The sequence below is a fragment of the Leptolyngbya iicbica LK genome (assembly GCF_004212215.1).
Taxonomy (GTDB): domain Bacteria; phylum Cyanobacteriota; class Cyanobacteriia; order Phormidesmidales; family Phormidesmidaceae; genus Halomicronema; species Halomicronema iicbica.
Genome location: NZ_QVFV01000002.1, coordinates 106,039 through 121,720 on the forward strand (window position 1 = coordinate 106,039; position 15,682 = coordinate 121,720).

Consider the following 15,682-nt stretch of genomic DNA (forward strand, 5'->3'; position numbering starts at 1 on the left):
ATGAAATCGCCAAGGTTCCTGAATTCAAAGGGGTCTAGCCATTTAATGGTCGGCGACAAGAGCGTGTTATGGCGACGGATTACGTGTTATGCGACATGTACGTTCGCGAATTAAATTGGCCACTTATCTATGTAATGGTGGTTTTCAACCTCCATTTGGCCTAAATCTCGGTGAACCAATTTTCCCAATAGCTCGCTATTCTGTCGGTAAAGGCATCTGGTTCTTCTGCAAAAAGCTTCTGACCTAGCTCTCGGGTCGGTTGATGAAGCTTGTATTGGCGATGCTCCATCAGCGGCCACAGCACGTTCTTTTGTGTTTCCACTAAGGCGACTTCTTCGGAATGATGGTGCAAAAAGTGTCGAAGTTCGGCAATATCGTGACTGTCGCCCAGCAGGCTTGATAGCCGATGGCCTTCTTCTTCAAAGGCAGACATTACCGGGGGCCAAAGCCGTCTGAGCAAGCGCATATCGTACCAAAAGTCTTTTACACGTTTACGCCACTCATGAAACGCCTCATCGTTATTTGTTTCATAGGCTGCATGAAATCGTTCATGGCCTTGACGATAAATGCGGTGTAAGCTGCGAGCTAGGGCGTCCCAACCAGTAGCTTGCAGCGCTAATTGTTGCAGGCGTGTATGGCTGTCTTTCAACTCTCCAACTAGATTCTGTAGGGTGTCTTCGTGCTCAATGAGCTTACCTAAGCGCACCGTATGTAGACCGGCCAAACTGGCTTTCAAATCACTGAAAGCACTGATGTCCAGAGTCAGTTCGTAGGCTTCGAGCAAAGCATCAAGAGTGGATTGATAGGCTTCAGCATCACGGGCAGGGGCCAGCGATCGCCCCACATCCCGCAGCACATTTTTCTCACGTTTATACGTGTCTTTATCAATTGACTTACGGATTAATCGCAGCACCGATCGCGCTTTTTTTAACCGCTTTCGAGCATCGTGAATTGACCTAGCTGGATCTTTTTGGAAATTGTGAGTCAGCTGGTGAATCGCTTTCTCAATTTGCTCTTGCAAAAGGCGATGAACGTTGTCTTCGACCGTACTATCAGCGAAAAATCGATAAGCCATGGAATTGCCATCAGAGAGGATTAAGCAGAAGCAGCCGGTCCCTTCGATTCGGGATCAAGCTCAAACCGATGCTCGTCGCGACGCTCCATTTCATGTCGGACTTTGACCGGGTGTTCAGCCTTAGTATTGATGCCTGCCGACGCGGCAATGTCATCCACATTGTCTTGGTCGGGAGTCGGCGTCGTGCCGCCAACCGCTTCTTCGCCCACCACTTTGGCTTGCTCCGTCATGGCGTCGGGGTCGCCCATGGTGGTGGGTTTGCCGGCGGCCATGCGCTGGTTTAGCGATCGGTCCGCACCGATTTGCTGACTCTGGTCTTCTCGGCCCGTTCGCGCCGCTTCAGCCGCCGCTTGATCGGGCGATCGCTCGGGTACCCCCGGTGGCGGTGTCAGGTCGCTATTGTCATCCACTAGCGGTTCGGCTGATGGATGAACGTTGGGTTGCATGGATGGATCTTGAGTCATAAAAAATTGAATTTTGTCTACAAAGCGGTGGGGTTAATGCCAAATAGGATGACCGCTGCTAATGAACCCGAAATGACGCCATAACAGCAAGCTAGCAGCGCTTTGAAGGAGTCGCGATATTTGTAACGCCAGATCATTACTGCGATCGTGCTGCCGTACAGCAGTTCTTCCAATGGAAACCGATCAAGCTGATTACTTTGGTCAATACCTAACAGCAATAGCGTCCAAAACAGAAATAGAATAAAACTATTGATAATGGGCGCACGACTTTCTCGGATGGGAACTTCCATGCGAGCCAGAAAACCTAAATAAATGGCTACTGACAATGGAAAAATAGCCGCTGACAAGCTGCGAAAACCGAGCCAACTGGACTGACTAAAAGCCAGCAGAATGCTCGAAGACAGCTGAAAAAGTAAAAATCCGACTGCCACAAACAGGGCGAAAAAACTGATCAGCCCGCGGAGACCCTTGGTCCAGCTATTAGAAGGCTGTTTTCGCCTCAGGGGCGTTGGTTCATTTCTTGGCAATGACATAGTTTCTCAAGCGTCAACAATGAATCTAGGCAACGCTTGACTCTTGTTTCATGGGCTTAAATTGAGATTTAGTAGCGCCACATTTTGGGCAAGCCCAATCGTCAGGAATCTCGTTGAATGGGGTACCTGGCTGAATGCCAGAATCCGGATCCCCTTTTTCTGGGTCATAAATGTAACCACAGACTTCACAAACATACTTCTGCATATTGCTAACCAAATATCAATGCGTTCAGTCCAAAACTATCAATTAAATCCATCAACCTTAATCGCCCTATCGGAGGATTTTAAAGATAGAGATTGCGTAGACTTTAGAACTTTTGAGTGGTCGCTGTGTGTCTAGCAAAAGATAAAAATACGTAGATAAACCCAAATAAACGTCATCATATTTAGCTTGTGGCTAAGGCACATTGGCACAGCCTTGCCAAAGGCAATACCCTCCCACCTGGGTGACGCTGGGCGAACCCGACCTACGCAAGCAGCCAATATTTAAGCCGACCGGCTGGTAAGACACGCAGCCTAAAGCTGCTGTTCAAGATATTTGAGGTAGCGCAGAATAGCTAAGGCGAATCCCGCACCGATTAATCCGAGCTGCCAGAGTCCTAACCCCGCCGCGATGCCTAACCCTGCGGAAATCCAAACCGCTGTGGCTGAGGTGAGCCCATGCACCCGGTCGGCCCGCAAGATGGAACCGGCTCCCACAAAGCCGACTCCGGTGATGATGCCTTGCAGGCTACGCGCCAGGGCGGTGGCATCCGCTGCGGCTAGTCCACTCTGCACGGGAACCAAAACGAACAGCGCGGCCCCGAGGGCTACCAGCATATTGGTTCTCAGACCCGCCGCTTTTTCACCAAATTCTCGCTCCAGCCCGATCGCGGAGCCTAAAGCGATCGCGAGCAGCAAGCGACCGATCACCACTAGCCAGGGAATTGGGGTGAAATCATTCATAAATCCTGAGCCCTGTAGGGCCTCGAACGGTTAAACCACCGAGCCACAGCTCAATGACCTTCTGAGGAGGGCGCAGGCCGGCCGGGGCGAGTATACCAATAGGCCCAAGCAATGAGGACCAACTGAAAGGGCAGACGGATGGCTTGAAACCACCAAGCATCCGGAATCCCCGCAATTTTAATGTGATTGATGGCCATGTTGAGATTGGCCGGAAACACCGCAATGAAGAGGGCCACCAACCCCCAGGCGGCAAACTGGCGGGTCGCGGGCACTAGCAAGCCAATGCCCAACAAAATTTCGATCGCGCCACTGATATAAACCAACGCGGCGGGAGCGGGTAAGAAATCTGGCACGATGCGGATGAAGGGAGTTGACTGGGCAAAGTGTAAGACACCTGCGACCACCATACAAACGGCCAAAACGCCGCGCAGGGTGGTCTTATTCTGGGTCAGAAAATTCATAAAGCAAGAGGGGCGGAGAAGAGCGCGATCGCGACTCCAGACAAAGCTGGATACATTAGTCTTTCCAGTATTGCGGGAGCCAGCCCTAGTGTCTTCTTGCCATCGGCAGATCTGGCCACGCTAATGTAGGGGGCAATCAAGACCACGTTGTGTTGAACCAGCGTCGTTGATGTAGATGCTCTGATCAAAGCGTTGGCTGAGGGTAACGATGCTGCTGCCGGTCACGATTCAGTATTCCTAGGCGATCTTTCTTATTGCTACGCAGTTCTTCCCTACTTTTGATGGTTTTTTGATGTCCGAAAATTCGCTGTAATAAGGATATAGATAGATATTTCGCCGATTGAGTAAAATTCGTGACCCGTTATTTAATTGCTCTAACTTTGAGGTGCAAATGTTGAGGCGCGAATCTTGATCTGCGAGTCGAATTCAGTCAATCCCTTAAGAGGCGCTAGCCATGAGTCCTAAACAAGTTTGGCGGATGCTCAAAGCCGCCTTTCAAGAATGGAACGAGGACAAAGCAGCCCGTTTGGCCGCAGCCCTGGCTTATTACACGCTGTTTTCATTAGCGCCATTGCTAATCTTGGTGATTGCGATCGCGGGATTATTTTTTGATAGCGCTGCTGTTCGGCAGCAAATCATGGGCCAAGTCGAGGCTCTAATCGGGGGCACCAGCGCTGATTTTGTCAGCACCATTCTGGATAATGCGAATCGTCCGGGGAACAACTCTGGCGTCATTGCCTCACTTATTAGTGTGGGGTTACTGCTCATTGGTGCCACTGGCGTCTTGACTCAATTGCAACTCTCCCTCAACACCATTTGGAGTGTGGAAGCCCGACCCGATATTGGGTTTTTGAACTTGTTGCGCAAGCGACTATTATCCCTGGGCATGATTATCGTCATTGGCTTTTTGCTACTGGTGTCGCTAATCATCAGTTCTGTGATTTCGGGCTTTTCTGATTATCTCAATACGCTTGCCCCCAGCTTGGACACCATTGTGCAAGTGCTGAATTTCGCCGTCTCCTTTGGCATCACGACCTTGCTGTTCGCCATGATTTTTAAATTCTTGCCTGATGTGGTGATCACTTGGGGCGATGTCTGGTTTGGGTCCGCCGCCACTGCCATTCTGTTTTCCTTGGGCAAGTTTTTGATTGGGCTGTACTTAGGCAATAGCAGCTTTGGCTCCTCCTATGGAGCGGCAGGCTCGGTTATTATTTTGTTAGTTTGGGTATTCTTTTCGGCCCAAATTTTGTTTTATGGGGCAGAACTCACACAGGTTTACAGCCGCCGCTTTGGGTCGCAAATTCAGCCTAATCGCTACGCAGTGCGCCAGGAAAAAGTCACTGTGGATCAGTCAAATTCTCAATAAAAATGAATTCATCCGTGTCATATTCTATCCACAACTTCTATCCATAATTAGGCCATGGATGAATGCAGTCACCGGATAACCTTGAACGCTTTAAAGACTGTATTAGGACTGTGTTAAGGCGCGATCGCCGCCCCCTGCTCGACTTGTTGCCGAATCGCGATCGCAATTTTTTCGGGAATTTCTAGCGGCATTAGGTGTCCCACTCCGGCTTGCTCAATCAGCGTTGCTCCGGCGATGCGATCGATGACATCCCGTTGCACTACGTCGAACGGAATGACGGGATCATCGGGAGAGGCGATCACGGTGACGGGCACTTTAATTGAGTGCAGTTGGTCCGCGATTGAGTGCTGCATCCCCACTTGCAACCACCAGCGCCAGGCCGAGTCGGCGGCAATTGTGTGGGTTTGGATGGCGAGCGATCGCTGTTCTGGAGACAATTGTGCATGGGTCGCCTGATCGACCGTCGTCGCCGCATTATCTTGACTGGGGTGAAAATTCAATAAGCGCTGCTTTTCGTCATCGGGCATGGGCTCTTGGGTCGGCGGCGAGGGAGCCACCAAGATGATTTGTCGAGGCTCGGCCAATGGAGAACTGATGCCAACTTGCAACGCAATCTTGGCCCCCATAGAATGGCCAACCAACACAAAGCGATCAATGTCTAAGGCAGACAGCGCTTCCCAGACAAAATCACGGTACGTTTCAAGGGATGGCTCCGCTAGCGGGGGAGTTTGCCCAAACCCCGGCAAGTCGAGGGCAACACACCGAAAATCTGACGCGAGATGCTCGATGACCCACTGCCAACTCGCCGCCGCCCCGCTGAAATAGTGCAGGAAAACCAACGTCGGTTCGCCTTGGCCACGGTCTAGAAATTGGGATGAGTCGATGGTAAAAGAGGACTCTAAATGTTGCATGGGGGATAAAAAACGTAACTACTGAATGTATTGAGCTGGATGTAGTGAAAAGCCGATTAATTCTGAATTAAGGACTGCCTGCAAGGTAAGAAAACAAAAACAAGACAAATAAAAAACAGACGCTGATTGAATCAGGTCGCTAATAAACAGAGACATGCCTAGCTTCAACAAAAGCTAGGCATGAGTGGTCGTTTGCAGTCATGGCTGACAGCCTAAACCAGATGACTGACTGCTTGTGACCTAAATAACGAACTGGTATCCGTCCTGGCAAGACGCCTTTAGCTACCGAGTGTTACTTAATCAAGGGCTTCAGCGATACCAACATGACGGTGGCAATGTTCAAAATTGCGCGGATCAGTTGAGATCAATAAGAAGTCTTTATCAAATCATTCTCAACTTGGCCAGGTGGATAGTTAATATGACCTGGAATTGGTCTTAGTCGAAAAAGTCTTTAACTTTATCAACGACGTTTTCAGCGCGTTCTTGTGCAGCATCAGCGGCTTGATCAGCAGCAGCTTGGGTGCGACCAATATCCTTCTGAGCTTTACCCTTAGCTTGCTGGGCAGCACCTTCGATATCATCACCAAACTGGCGCTGTACTCGGCCCAAATCTTCACGGGCCTTGCCCTTAATTTGGTTGACGCTACCTTCACCTGCCATGCGATCGAACTCTTGTTCGGCCCGATCTTGAATGACATCAGCCGCATCTGTGCCAGCGTATGCAGGCGTGCCCCAGCCCAGCAGTAAACTGCAGGAAGCCGCGATCGCTAAGGTGCATACAATCAACACTTTCTTAATTCGTTCATAACTGAAGATTAACTGCATAAATTCTCCTTTTTGGTCAGGTCTAAAAACTTAAAGTTTTTACAACATCGCTAGTCTATTTTCTATTTTTGGATAAAGAATCAACCCAGAGAAATACTTTATCTTGAGATCTATCAATAGTGTGATCGACTAAAAATATTCTCGTATCTCTCAGTACAGACATAGAGATTTGCATTATATTTTTCTAAGACTTTAAGGCCTTGTCAAAAACACCCGGTGCTGCTTATCCAAAATCTGAGTATGGATATGCCATCTGCATCCAAAAGCACTTTGCCATCTGCCTGATTCAACCTGCTCCAATCTCTTAAGGAAGATACCGGCTAACCTATAGCAGATGGCAAGAACGGCTAATTTGTTAAGCCCTGGCCGTTACTCACGAGTCATCGCGAAGGATTGCATCGACTCGGGCGATCATGCTGGGCTAGAGTCTGAACCCAGCATTAAAAACGTCATACTCAGAACCCATTTCCTTATCGGGTGAAGACAGTGCTGCCTAAGCCCCCACAACGACTCCACCATTAGGGTGCAGCACTTGCCCCGTAATGTAGGACGCATCACCGGAAGCTAGAAATACAAAGCTGGGGGCAATTTCCATGGGTTGGCCAGGGCGCTGCATGGGCACTTGTTTGCCAAAACCTTCGACTACTTCTTTCGGAAAGGCATCGGGAATAAAGGGCGTCCAGATGGGGCCAGGAGCGACGCCGTTTACCCGAATCCCTTTTTCTAGCATGGGTTCAGCAAGGGAGCGGGTAAAGGCCAAAATTGCGCCTTTGGTCGTGGAATAACTCAATAATTTGGCGTTGCCTTTGTAGGCGTTGATTGAAGTGGTGTTGATCACAGAACTGCCCGGTCGCATGTGAGGAACAGCGGCCTGAGTGAAGTAAAACATTGCAAACACATTAGTCGCAAAAATGTCGCCTAACTGCGCAGCGTCCACATCATCCAAAGATGGTTCTAAAAACTGCACTGCAGCATTATTGACGAGAATATCGAGACGTCCAAATTCATCCACAGTTTTGCGTACAGCTTCATGACAAAAGCTGTCGTTGCGAATATCACCCGGCAGCAAAATACAGCGTCGACCATAGTTTTCGACTGCTCTTTTGGTTTCCTGGGCATCGTCGTGCTCGTCAAGGTATACAACCGCAACGTCCGCCCCTTCTTTGGCGTAATGGACCGCGACAGATCGACCAATACCACTGTCAGCGCCCGTAATTAAAGCGACCTTATCTTTGAGTTTGTCGCTCCCTTTGTAATCAGGGTTGTCGTACTTGGGCTTAGGCGTCATTTCGGATTCCAAAGCCGGTGTCCGCTTTTGACTCTGAGGGGGAATTTGGTTGGGGGTAATTGTCATAATTTATTCAATGAGAGGGACAGATAATGGTGTATTGCAGAAGGCTTATGAGTCTTCTGGACGCTCCGTTGCCGTTTCATTTTTGGGTGCATCTTCAGCGCGCTTAGCTGACATATTGGTTGGTTCAACTTCACGCGGATCGACCGGATCAGCGGCGACGTCCAGAGAACCTTCGGCATTGGTATTAGGTTTTGCAGAAAGACCGTTTCTACCGTAATTTTCTTTGGGCATAATGGTTTTCCTCGAATATATCCTGATCTCTTACAACTTAACTTTGGCGGCTAAATGATGTAGTCTCCCTTTAGAGTGAACCTACCGTAGTCAGAACAGAAGATTCTGAGCGATCGCTCTCAAGTCCCTGAGCCAATAGTGGGAATGAATTAAATTAGATCTTCAAGACTAATCAATATGACTTAACGAGAAGATAAGCGGAAGTAGCTATTTTTCTCACGTACTGAGCTGACAGCGATCGCTCCCATGACTCACCAGTTAAATTTCGCTCTGCTGCACAGTAGGAAGGCTGGCGCTACTTGATGTCGTTTGATATGAAAAGGCATTCATATCAAAGGAAACTATTAGCAAGATTAAAGAACCCCGTAACGAAGTAGCGTAGGGCTTTTATTCAGTACATCACCGTTGGCGTCAGCGAGTTGGGAGAGGTCAAGATGCTGCAATTACTGGAGCTGTAATATCACGGCATCCGGGAAGCGACAGCGGCGCTAGGCAATGCGAGATCGATCCGCGAGGTCCTCCTAAGCTTTCAGCGGTATCTGTATGCTCAGGCAGATATCGCCTAGCTGCAGTAGAAATTCGGCGCTGTTGCGTTATCTCCCCCGTGCAACGCTCTCCCTGTTGAGAATTTGGGTCTAGCTGCAACAAGCGGCAGCGCGATATCACTACGGTAACGCCGACCGCAGAGGATTCTTGCTATGAACCCCACCGCCATCACAACCACGCGCCAAATCAACCACCAACGTCGCCTGAAAGCGATCGTCAAACGCCTCGTTATCGAACTGGGCTACCTCGAACACTGTCTCACTGAAGACCGCCAGGATATCCACCTAGAGACCGCCGCCGCTGGTATTGATACCGCTATTGACAGCCTTAACGAGCACCTCACTGATTAACTCCCCCCCATCTGCCCCATGATGTTGGGCATGCTATGACAGCCATCCCTGGCGATGGTCTCCGGATCGAAAGGTCATGCCTCCTCAGCCGCAACAGTCTGGGGGGGCTTTTTCATGCTGAGAGGCATATCACACTACCCCGTGAGCAAGAACACACTTTTGCGCCAGAAAGCTGACTGAAAGCCGCTGTTTCTATCCATAACAACGCACCTACTACGGAGCCCCCACCATGAAACTTTCCTTCCTCGGCCAATCCTATGAAGCTTCCAACCCCGCGATCGCGGCTACCGACACAGGCGAAACCCTGACCTTCCGGGGTAAGTCTTACAGCCAAAAGCAATTCAATGTTGCCCTGCGTCAACCCACCGAAGAACTGACCTATCGTGGCGTTCGCTATCACCGCTAAAGCACCGCGCACAACCCGTTACATCGCCTAGTGCTTAACTTGCTTAACTTGCCTGGTGCAAAGCCGCCCGGCCCTCGAAACTAAACACATCAAGCCGGTACTCGCCCGGCTAATCACCCTCAACTTAACCGGAACCCAGATCATGAGACTTTCCTTCCTCGGCCAATCCTACGAAGCTTCCACTCCTGCGATCGAAGCCACCGAAATGAGTGAAACTGCCACCTTCCTCGGCAAACCTTACGCCCGGAAACAGTACAACGTCAGCCAGCGTCAACAACCGGCTGCCGAACTGACTTATCGCGGCGTGCGCTACACCGCTTAAGCTCAAAATTTTTCTCCTCCTGCTCAACGCAAACCAGACAACCCTCGCCCCTTTACTGTGATCAGTGAAGGGGTATTTTTTCTGCGCCTCCCAGATTGGTAAAACTCGGGTGTTAATCATGAACGACGGCTGCGCTATGGCCCAGCCGAATGAAGCGAAAACTTTGGGTATCAAGATAGGCGCTCTGGTGTTCCCGAGCCAGGAGCTGAAGGATGGAGGGACGGTTGCGACTGGGTCAAAAACTGGGCGAGGCGATCGCCCCCGCCACCAGCTTCGACCGCACCGCCAGATATAGCGCCGCGTAGATAGCTCCGGACATCCCCATGCTGCGGAACAAGGGGCTTAGTATCTGTTTAGCGTCAGGCTTCCCTAAATCTCCCTTAACAAGGCTATCCATTAGGCATAAGTAGTCAAAACTATGCCAGCAAGGAATTCTAGACTCCGCTTGGGCGACTCAAACCTCACCGCCTGCGGCACCTCTCCTTCCCAAGGCTACTAAGTACACACATCTCGGTTACTCCCTCCCATGCTAGATTTGCCCCCCTTTATCCCCCCAATTCTGGGGGGAGACCGGAGTTCCAAGTCCCCAAAAGTTGGGGGATTTAGGTGGCTAGATCACTGGCTGGTCATTACGGACAGCTTGTGTGTACGTAGTAGCCTTCCCAAGGAGAGGTTTATTCGCATCCTGGGAAAAATTTAGCCCGAATCTGACAGGGTTTCCGATGCCTCTCCTTGTCAAGGAAAGGTTAGGTGAGGTTCTACAGCCCGTAAAACTGCCGCAACCGATTTCTGAAACCGCTGTCCGACAACGGATATAGCAACTTATGCCTAATGGATAGCTTAACAAGGGGGACTTCGAGCCGGGATATTCTGAGCCCCCTTGGCAAGGGGGCAGCGACAGCGGGGAATCTCAAACTCCGCTAAACAGATACGGGGCTGAAGCCCCTTGCCTGTTGGCACCTTACTGCGGACTGCTATACCACTGCAGTGGAGCTAGCGACGCATGGCCGCTAATCTCCTGAATTACGCGCAACGGCACTCCCGCATTGGATCGGTTTTGGGAAAGACTTGATATTGCGCAGTTCTAGATGGAAGAAGGTGAAAACCGAGAACCTGAATGAGGGTAAATCTGCCTGAATGAGAACACATGAGTAGAGAGCCTGGAGGCTTGCGGCTCACCCATGGAGGCCACGATCCCGATTGACAGAGTCAAGAAATAACCTTTTGGATGTCGTGATCTACAGTTCGTGGTGTTAATGACGATGCTCTGTTTGTTGTTCTGCGACTAACTCGTGAATTTTTTGCTCGATCGCCTGCTCGTCCAGCAGTCCTTTATCGGCCAGTAATTTTTCACAAGCCATCACCCACTGTTCGTAATAAGTCATTGCGCCAGGATTTTCTTGTTCTGTAGTGGCGATCGCCGCTGCCAGATATTCCGTCCATTCTGGCCAGGTGCAGTGCTCCAGCGTCGCTAGCTGATTCACGATGGCGAAAGCCGTAGCTTCCCACGGTGCCTTAAATACAGGCTCCGCTGTCTGGCTGAGCGTGACCGGACGGGAGGTGGTGGAATCAAGATCTGGGATTGGTTGCATGGGCTTTAGGTCGCGTCTAAATGATCGTCAAACAGGTCGAGATAGAGGCCATCCTGGGCCGCGGCTTCTGGTCCCCAAAGTTCCTGCGCCGCAAAGCGCACGCTGTAAACGTATTGAGGTTTGGTTTCCAGCCGCTGGCCTACCGTGTCTGGAAAGACATAAACTCCATGCACCTTAGTGACAGTGCCAATTTTCCCGCGCACATAGCGGGGTAAGCGAGTATAGGTGATGGGATGGATGACCTTCGCTCGGACTTTATCCCCTGTCTGAAACCGAGGCGGATGGTCGCCGACGCCACGACAGTCAACGCCCTGCTGCAGAAGGGCTTGAGCTTGGGCAACACTCATACATTCATTACTGGTTTCAATCGCCATATCGTGACTACTCTCCTTGTGCCAGCTCAGCCATCCGTTGCTCAATTTCTGCGGGGGTGACCAGGTTGTGTTCAGTAATCAAGAGTTCCAAGGCATAGAGCCACCGCTCGTAGTAGGCAGAACTGAGATAGTCTCCGGGTGGCATCCGTTCTGAGGCATGGCGGGTTTCATCGACTGGAAAAAAATGGCAAAAGGTGGCAAAGCTCATGGCAAAGACCTTCGCTTCCCATTCTGTATGAAAGACAGGTTCATCCGGTTCGATGGGAATCGGGCCCATGCCGTGCATGCCACCCATGTCGTGGGGACCGTTCATGATGCATCCTCCTAAGCTGCAAGGGTGGAAGGTGGCTCGGGAGGCTGAACCTGCGCTGTGCCAATCATGGCGTTGCGGGTCACTAAACCAGCTAAAGCCGCTTCGGACAGTCCCTCGGTTCCCGCCGGTCGTTCTGGCAGGACCAGGTATCGCAAGTCGGCATTGCTGTCCCACACTCGAATTTCGACGTCATCGGGAATGTCTAACCCAAATTCTTGCAGGACCTTGCGCGGTTCGATGACGGCCCGCGATCGGTAGGCAAAGGACTTATACCAGGTGGGGGGTAAACCCAAAATGGCCCAGGGATAGCAGGAACAGAGGGTACAAACAATCAAATTATGGACTTGAGGCGTATTTTCCACCACGATCATGTGCTCGCTAGAGAACCCGGTGAGGTTGAGTTCCGCGATCGCACTCGTACCGTCGGTTAGCAACCGCTGCTTATAGTCAGGGTCGACCCAGGCTTTGGCCACAATACGAGCCCCGTTATGCGGGCCGATTCGATGCTCATAGGCATCAATGATCGTATCAAGCGTAGCCGGATCGACGATGCCTTTTTCGACGAGCAATGACTCAATCGCTTTGACGCGAAGAGCAATATCAGACTCTGGACGGTGAGTATGGACCATGACCTCGCAAAAAGAAACGTACGTTAATCGAAAAATTAGCGGACAAGAATTGTCTGATTAAAGCTAGACGTTTATTGATAAATGGCACATGAAATACGATAAAAAATTGGAGTAGAATTCCAAACTAAAGCAACTAGAATTTCCACGAAAAATTATGACAACAATTAAAACATACACCCATCCATTTGAGCTTCCTATAGAGCAAACAGCTCTGCTCATTATTGACATGCAAAATGACTTCTGTCATCCCGACGGCTTTAATGCCAGTCAGCTTAATCTTAACTTGAAATCAATAGAAGCCATCATTCCCTCAATTCAGACTTTGCTTAATTGGTCTCGAAGCTTAGGGTTGATGGTTGTTTTTACCCGTGAAAGTCATTCACCCGATTTGTCTGATGTCACCTCTAGTAAACAACGACGATATACCAATGCCGGTTCGCCAATTGGCCAGCTCGGCAAGATGGGACGATTTTTAGTTCGGGGAGAAAAAGGCGTTGAAATTATTGATGAACTGGAGCCTCTACCCCATGAAATACAACTAGATAAACCAGCCCATTCTTGTTTTGTCAACACCCAACTTGACCATAAGCTCCGCAGTCAAAATATCACTCACCTTCTCATTACGGGGGTCACCACTCAATGCTGTGTGTTGGCAACCTACCGCCATGCGAGTGATCTGGGCTATCACTGCCTGTTGTTAGATGACTGCTGTGCGGCGTTCGAGCGTGCCGACCATGACGCGACTGTTCGTATCCTGCAATCAGAAGGAGGCGTATTAGGTTGGGTTGCGCATTCCTCAATGCTTTACTAGGCCTCGCTTCCCCCTCTGGACCAAACGCTATACAATCACTCCACTGAGAGGAAAATCTCAGTAATCGGCAGCCAAGGTTGCGCAATCCGCAGTTGATTGGCGTTTTGTTTGCTCATAAAGCAATTGTCTGTAGTATTTCTTGCGTAAGTTGTACCCTTCACTACAAAACTCCTGAGCGGATGCCTTTACTCTCAAAGCCAGCTAGTTGCGATGTCTATGCCTGACGAGAGTTCGGCGTTTGAGGATGGCGACCAGCCGTTATTCCTGTGAGTCTCGTTAACCTTATTGGCGATCGAGGTGTGTGTTCCTATGCTGTCGAAGCGGTTTTTTGTTCTGTCTGTATTGGGTACTTTCTTTCTGGGAGCCTGTGGCGCGTCGCCACCCGAAGAAACTACTGAAACGCCCTCACCTGAAAGTGCTGAAACAGTGCCTTCAGATGAATTGATTCCAGTCAAAGCGGGGCATCTAGTGGCTCTAGATATGGCTCCGCTGTTCGTAGGGGTCGAATCGGGTTGTTTTGAGCAGCATGGGTTGGCGGTTGAGACCGTGTTTTTCACCAATCCCGGCGATAACAATGCTGCATTGGCTGGCAGCCAGATCGACTTCAGTACTAATCCTTTCACCTTGCCGTTCTTTGCCGCCAATAGTGGTGTCCCCATCAAAACGGTCGCAGCCGCCGGGGGATGGGGGGTGATGCAGGTGATTATCGACAGTGAATATGGAGTTGAGTCCATCGCCGACCTGAGCACCTTCGTGGCCGAAAATCCTGACCAGCCGTTGAAAATTGCCACCCTGCGGGGTGACACGCTGGAGTTGATTTTGGTGGACGGCTTTGAACAAGCTGGCATTGACCCCGCCGCCTTTGAAATGGTCTATTTCGACGATCTGCTGGCAATGGTTGATGCCTTTCGGTTAGGCGAGGTGGACATTCTGAGTCACATCAAGCCTTACACCACACAGTTTGTCGTCGCTGGTGATGCCAATGCGATTACCGACAACGCTGAGGTCTGGTCACCGACCACGCCGAACACCGTGGTGAGCGTGCTGGAGAAAACCCTCAACGAGCGTCCTGAGGTGGTGAAAGCTTACATTCAAGGGCTGCAATGTGCGGCTGAGATTATTAATACCGATCCAGAACAAGCCATTGAGCTCCTCGCGGGGGGCAACTATTACCGGGTTGAGGATGACGTGTTGTTGACTGCTTTCAATACTCAACCGTTCCCCATTACCTTTACTCCAGATTTGGAGGCGGTACAAACTGTGGTCGACAAGATGGTGCAGCTCGACTATATCCAGGCGGATGTACCCGCTCAGGACATCTTTGATGTTTCGATTGTGAAAGAGCTAGAGAAGTAGCATGGTGAAGGGCAACTCTGGCTGGTCAAGTGCTATTTCGCGATCGCTGCTACCGATGCTTTGCGGCTTCGTGTCTTGTGCCGTTTTTGTGGGCATTTGGGAAGCGATTGGGGCTAATCCCGAAAACCCCATTGCTCAGGTTTTGCCGCCACCCTCCAAGTTTCTGCCAGTCCTCTTTGAAAGCGACTTCAAAATTGGCCTGGGGTCGCAGTCGGCATCCATTTATCAGTCAGTCACCGTTACCCTGATTCGGGTCATTTTAGGCATGACGGTGGCGTTTGTCGGGTCAATTATATGTGGTTTGCTCATTAGCCTTTCAAAGTGGTCAGAGCTGTTTATTCTGCCGATTTTGGGCCTGATTGCGCCCATTGCGCCTATTGCCTGGGTGCCCCTGGCTTTAGTGGTATTTGGGGTCAGCAATCTGACGGCAGTTTTCATTGTCTTTATGGGGGTCTTTTTTACCCTGACGATCGCGACCGTAGCGGAAATTAAAAGAATCCCCGAAAACCTATTAATCACAGCCGAAAATCTCGGGGGCGGCAATTTTGCTCGCTGGCGGTTTGTCATTATTCCCGCTGTCTTACCGGGGGTGTTTACCCTGCTGAGACTGAACTTTATTGCGGCTTGGATGGCCGTATTAGCGGCTGAAATGACGGGCCTGCGGGATGGCCTGGGCACCGTGGTCATGACTGGACGCAATCTCTTCAACAGCAACCTGATTTTGTTGGGGATTTGCATTATTGGCATTACCGGCTTTGCAGTTGATCGAATGCTGTTGCTGATCCAAAAGAAGTTTTTCTGGTGGCAAATTTAACCGA

The 15,682-nt window shown here is 50.4% G+C and carries 22 protein-coding genes; 7 read left to right on the forward strand and 15 right to left on the reverse strand.

The annotated features are described in order from the left end of the window. Positions 1-160: 160 nt before the first annotated feature. From DYY88_RS07545 to DYY88_RS07570, 6 genes are all read right to left on the reverse strand, one after another. Positions 161-1,075: a CHAD domain-containing protein gene (locus tag DYY88_RS07545; RefSeq protein WP_039728660.1), complete on the reverse strand. Its 915-nt coding sequence runs from the start codon at positions 1,073-1,075 to the stop codon at positions 161-163. A gap of 20 nt (positions 1,076-1,095) precedes the next feature. Next, positions 1,096-1,539 (reverse strand): DUF6335 family protein, encoded by a 444-nt coding sequence (locus DYY88_RS07550; protein WP_052288601.1) that lies wholly within the window; start codon positions 1,537-1,539, stop codon positions 1,096-1,098. 17 nt (positions 1,540-1,556) lie between these two features. Further along, positions 1,557-1,829 carry a hypothetical protein gene (locus tag DYY88_RS07555; RefSeq protein WP_160299597.1) on the reverse strand — a complete coding sequence of 91 codons (273 nt, stop codon included), beginning with the start codon at positions 1,827-1,829 and terminating at the stop codon, positions 1,557-1,559. A gap of 268 nt (positions 1,830-2,097) precedes the next feature. Continuing rightward, positions 2,098-2,277 (reverse strand): rubredoxin, encoded by a 180-nt coding sequence (gene rd / locus DYY88_RS07560; RefSeq protein ID WP_072041356.1) that lies wholly within the window; start codon positions 2,275-2,277, stop codon positions 2,098-2,100. 311 nt (positions 2,278-2,588) lie between these two features. Further along, positions 2,589-3,017 carry an MgtC/SapB family protein gene (locus DYY88_RS07565; RefSeq protein WP_039728658.1) on the reverse strand — a complete coding sequence of 143 codons (429 nt, stop codon included), beginning with the start codon at positions 3,015-3,017 and terminating at the stop codon, positions 2,589-2,591. Between the two features lie 50 nt (positions 3,018-3,067). Beyond that, a complete protein-coding gene (locus DYY88_RS07570) occupies positions 3,068-3,478 on the reverse strand; it encodes a DoxX family protein (protein WP_039728656.1) in 411 nt (136 codons plus the stop codon). A 454-nt stretch (positions 3,479-3,932) separates the two neighbouring features. Here DYY88_RS07570 and DYY88_RS07575 point away from each other — a divergent pair, with 454 nt between their 5' ends. Further along, positions 3,933-4,844, forward strand: coding sequence for a YihY/virulence factor BrkB family protein (locus DYY88_RS07575; protein WP_039728654.1), 912 nt, complete (start codon positions 3,933-3,935; stop codon positions 4,842-4,844). Between the two features lie 113 nt (positions 4,845-4,957). Here DYY88_RS07575 and DYY88_RS07580 read toward each other — a convergent pair whose 3' ends face one another. The 4 genes from DYY88_RS07580 to DYY88_RS07595 form a co-directional block, all read right to left on the reverse strand. Next, the gene (locus tag DYY88_RS07580) at positions 4,958-5,755 is read right to left on the reverse strand and encodes an alpha/beta fold hydrolase (RefSeq protein ID WP_052288600.1); all 798 of its coding nucleotides are present in this window, start codon (positions 5,753-5,755) and stop codon (positions 4,958-4,960) included. A gap of 435 nt (positions 5,756-6,190) precedes the next feature. Next, positions 6,191-6,580, reverse strand: a complete 390-nt coding sequence (locus tag DYY88_RS07585; RefSeq protein WP_052288599.1) for a CsbD family protein — start codon at positions 6,578-6,580, stop codon at positions 6,191-6,193. Between the two features lie 493 nt (positions 6,581-7,073). Beyond that, positions 7,074-7,934, reverse strand: coding sequence for an SDR family oxidoreductase (locus DYY88_RS07590; protein ID WP_039728653.1), 861 nt, complete (start codon positions 7,932-7,934; stop codon positions 7,074-7,076). Between the two features lie 45 nt (positions 7,935-7,979). Continuing rightward, on the reverse strand, positions 7,980-8,165 hold the full coding sequence (locus DYY88_RS07595; RefSeq protein WP_039728651.1) for a hypothetical protein: 186 nt from the start codon (positions 8,163-8,165) through the stop codon (positions 7,980-7,982). 698 nt (positions 8,166-8,863) lie between these two features. Between DYY88_RS07595 and DYY88_RS07600 the strand changes: the two genes are divergently transcribed. The 3 genes from DYY88_RS07600 (at position 8,864) to DYY88_RS07610 (ending at position 9,789) form a co-directional block, all read left to right on the forward strand. Beyond that, entirely contained in the window at positions 8,864-9,061 is a 198-nt protein-coding gene (locus tag DYY88_RS07600; RefSeq protein ID WP_039728649.1) for a hypothetical protein, read from the forward strand. 229 nt (positions 9,062-9,290) lie between these two features. After that, on the forward strand, positions 9,291-9,467 hold the full coding sequence (locus DYY88_RS07605; RefSeq protein ID WP_084607151.1) for a DUF4278 domain-containing protein: 177 nt from the start codon (positions 9,291-9,293) through the stop codon (positions 9,465-9,467). Between the two features lie 142 nt (positions 9,468-9,609). Further along, positions 9,610-9,789 (forward strand): DUF4278 domain-containing protein, encoded by a 180-nt coding sequence (locus DYY88_RS07610; RefSeq protein ID WP_084607259.1) that lies wholly within the window; start codon positions 9,610-9,612, stop codon positions 9,787-9,789. A 235-nt stretch (positions 9,790-10,024) separates the two neighbouring features. Here the strand turns inward: DYY88_RS07610 and DYY88_RS24045 are convergent, their stop codons facing one another. From DYY88_RS24045 to nthA, 5 genes are all read right to left on the reverse strand, one after another. Next, a complete protein-coding gene (locus tag DYY88_RS24045; RefSeq protein ID WP_160299596.1) occupies positions 10,025-10,186 on the reverse strand; it encodes a hypothetical protein in 162 nt (53 codons plus the stop codon). A gap of 856 nt (positions 10,187-11,042) precedes the next feature. Further along, entirely contained in the window at positions 11,043-11,381 is a 339-nt protein-coding gene (locus DYY88_RS07615; RefSeq protein ID WP_052288598.1) for a nitrile hydratase accessory protein, read from the reverse strand. A gap of 5 nt (positions 11,382-11,386) precedes the next feature. Continuing rightward, positions 11,387-11,755, reverse strand: coding sequence for an SH3-like domain-containing protein (locus DYY88_RS24795; RefSeq protein WP_052288597.1), 369 nt, complete (start codon positions 11,753-11,755; stop codon positions 11,387-11,389). Between the two features lie 7 nt (positions 11,756-11,762). Then, positions 11,763-12,068 carry an SH3-like domain-containing protein gene (locus DYY88_RS24800; protein ID WP_084607150.1) on the reverse strand — a complete coding sequence of 102 codons (306 nt, stop codon included), beginning with the start codon at positions 12,066-12,068 and terminating at the stop codon, positions 11,763-11,765. 11 nt (positions 12,069-12,079) lie between these two features. Next, complete coding sequence (nthA, locus tag DYY88_RS07630; RefSeq protein WP_039728644.1) at positions 12,080-12,697, reverse strand: nitrile hydratase subunit alpha; 618 nt, start codon at positions 12,695-12,697, stop codon at positions 12,080-12,082. 154 nt (positions 12,698-12,851) lie between these two features. Between nthA and DYY88_RS07635 the strand changes: the two genes are divergently transcribed. From DYY88_RS07635 to DYY88_RS07645, 3 genes are all read left to right on the forward strand, one after another. Continuing rightward, the gene (locus tag DYY88_RS07635; RefSeq protein ID WP_039728641.1) at positions 12,852-13,508 is read left to right on the forward strand and encodes a cysteine hydrolase family protein; all 657 of its coding nucleotides are present in this window, start codon (positions 12,852-12,854) and stop codon (positions 13,506-13,508) included. Between the two features lie 309 nt (positions 13,509-13,817). Next, a complete protein-coding gene (locus DYY88_RS07640; protein ID WP_052288595.1) occupies positions 13,818-14,864 on the forward strand; it encodes an ABC transporter substrate-binding protein in 1,047 nt (348 codons plus the stop codon). A 1-nt stretch (position 14,865) separates the two neighbouring features. Then, positions 14,866-15,678, forward strand: a complete 813-nt coding sequence (locus DYY88_RS07645; RefSeq protein WP_052288594.1) for an ABC transporter permease — start codon at positions 14,866-14,868, stop codon at positions 15,676-15,678. The last annotated feature ends 4 nt before the right edge of the window (positions 15,679-15,682 follow it).

Excerpts from the sequence above, each read along its gene's own strand:
- DYY88_RS07575 (WP_039728654.1), top strand. The coding sequence starts at position 3,933 with ATGAGTCCTAAACAAGTTTGGCGGATGCTCAAAGCCGCCTTTCAAGAA.
- DYY88_RS07600 (WP_039728649.1), top strand. The coding sequence starts at position 8,864 with ATGAACCCCACCGCCATCACAACCACGCGCCAAATCAACCACCAACGT.
- DYY88_RS07580 (WP_052288600.1), bottom strand. The coding sequence starts at position 5,755 with ATGCAACATTTAGAGTCCTCTTTTACCATCGACTCATCCCAATTTCTA.
- rd (WP_072041356.1), bottom strand. The coding sequence starts at position 2,277 with ATGCAGAAGTATGTTTGTGAAGTCTGTGGTTACATTTATGACCCAGAA.
- DYY88_RS07645 (WP_052288594.1), top strand. The coding sequence starts at position 14,866 with ATGGTGAAGGGCAACTCTGGCTGGTCAAGTGCTATTTCGCGATCGCTG.
- DYY88_RS07635 (WP_039728641.1), top strand. The coding sequence starts at position 12,852 with ATGACAACAATTAAAACATACACCCATCCATTTGAGCTTCCTATAGAG.
- DYY88_RS07590 (WP_039728653.1), bottom strand. The coding sequence starts at position 7,934 with ATGACAATTACCCCCAACCAAATTCCCCCTCAGAGTCAAAAGCGGACA.
- DYY88_RS24045 (WP_160299596.1), bottom strand. The coding sequence starts at position 10,186 with ATGGATAGCCTTGTTAAGGGAGATTTAGGGAAGCCTGACGCTAAACAG.
- DYY88_RS07555 (WP_160299597.1), bottom strand. The coding sequence starts at position 1,829 with ATGGAAGTTCCCATCCGAGAAAGTCGTGCGCCCATTATCAATAGTTTT.
- DYY88_RS07550 (WP_052288601.1), bottom strand. The coding sequence starts at position 1,539 with ATGACTCAAGATCCATCCATGCAACCCAACGTTCATCCATCAGCCGAA.
- DYY88_RS24800 (WP_084607150.1), bottom strand. The coding sequence starts at position 12,068 with ATGAACGGTCCCCACGACATGGGTGGCATGCACGGCATGGGCCCGATT.
- DYY88_RS07605 (WP_084607151.1), top strand. The coding sequence starts at position 9,291 with ATGAAACTTTCCTTCCTCGGCCAATCCTATGAAGCTTCCAACCCCGCG.
- DYY88_RS07585 (WP_052288599.1), bottom strand. The coding sequence starts at position 6,580 with ATGCAGTTAATCTTCAGTTATGAACGAATTAAGAAAGTGTTGATTGTA.
- DYY88_RS07565 (WP_039728658.1), bottom strand. The coding sequence starts at position 3,017 with ATGAATGATTTCACCCCAATTCCCTGGCTAGTGGTGATCGGTCGCTTG.
- DYY88_RS07610 (WP_084607259.1), top strand. The coding sequence starts at position 9,610 with ATGAGACTTTCCTTCCTCGGCCAATCCTACGAAGCTTCCACTCCTGCG.
- DYY88_RS07570 (WP_039728656.1), bottom strand. The coding sequence starts at position 3,478 with ATGAATTTTCTGACCCAGAATAAGACCACCCTGCGCGGCGTTTTGGCC.
- DYY88_RS07640 (WP_052288595.1), top strand. The coding sequence starts at position 13,818 with ATGCTGTCGAAGCGGTTTTTTGTTCTGTCTGTATTGGGTACTTTCTTT.
- DYY88_RS07615 (WP_052288598.1), bottom strand. The coding sequence starts at position 11,381 with ATGCAACCAATCCCAGATCTTGATTCCACCACCTCCCGTCCGGTCACG.
- nthA (WP_039728644.1), bottom strand. The coding sequence starts at position 12,697 with ATGGTCCATACTCACCGTCCAGAGTCTGATATTGCTCTTCGCGTCAAA.
- DYY88_RS07595 (WP_039728651.1), bottom strand. The coding sequence starts at position 8,165 with ATGCCCAAAGAAAATTACGGTAGAAACGGTCTTTCTGCAAAACCTAAT.
- DYY88_RS07545 (WP_039728660.1), bottom strand. The coding sequence starts at position 1,075 with ATGGCTTATCGATTTTTCGCTGATAGTACGGTCGAAGACAACGTTCAT.
- DYY88_RS24795 (WP_052288597.1), bottom strand. The coding sequence starts at position 11,755 with ATGGCGATTGAAACCAGTAATGAATGTATGAGTGTTGCCCAAGCTCAA.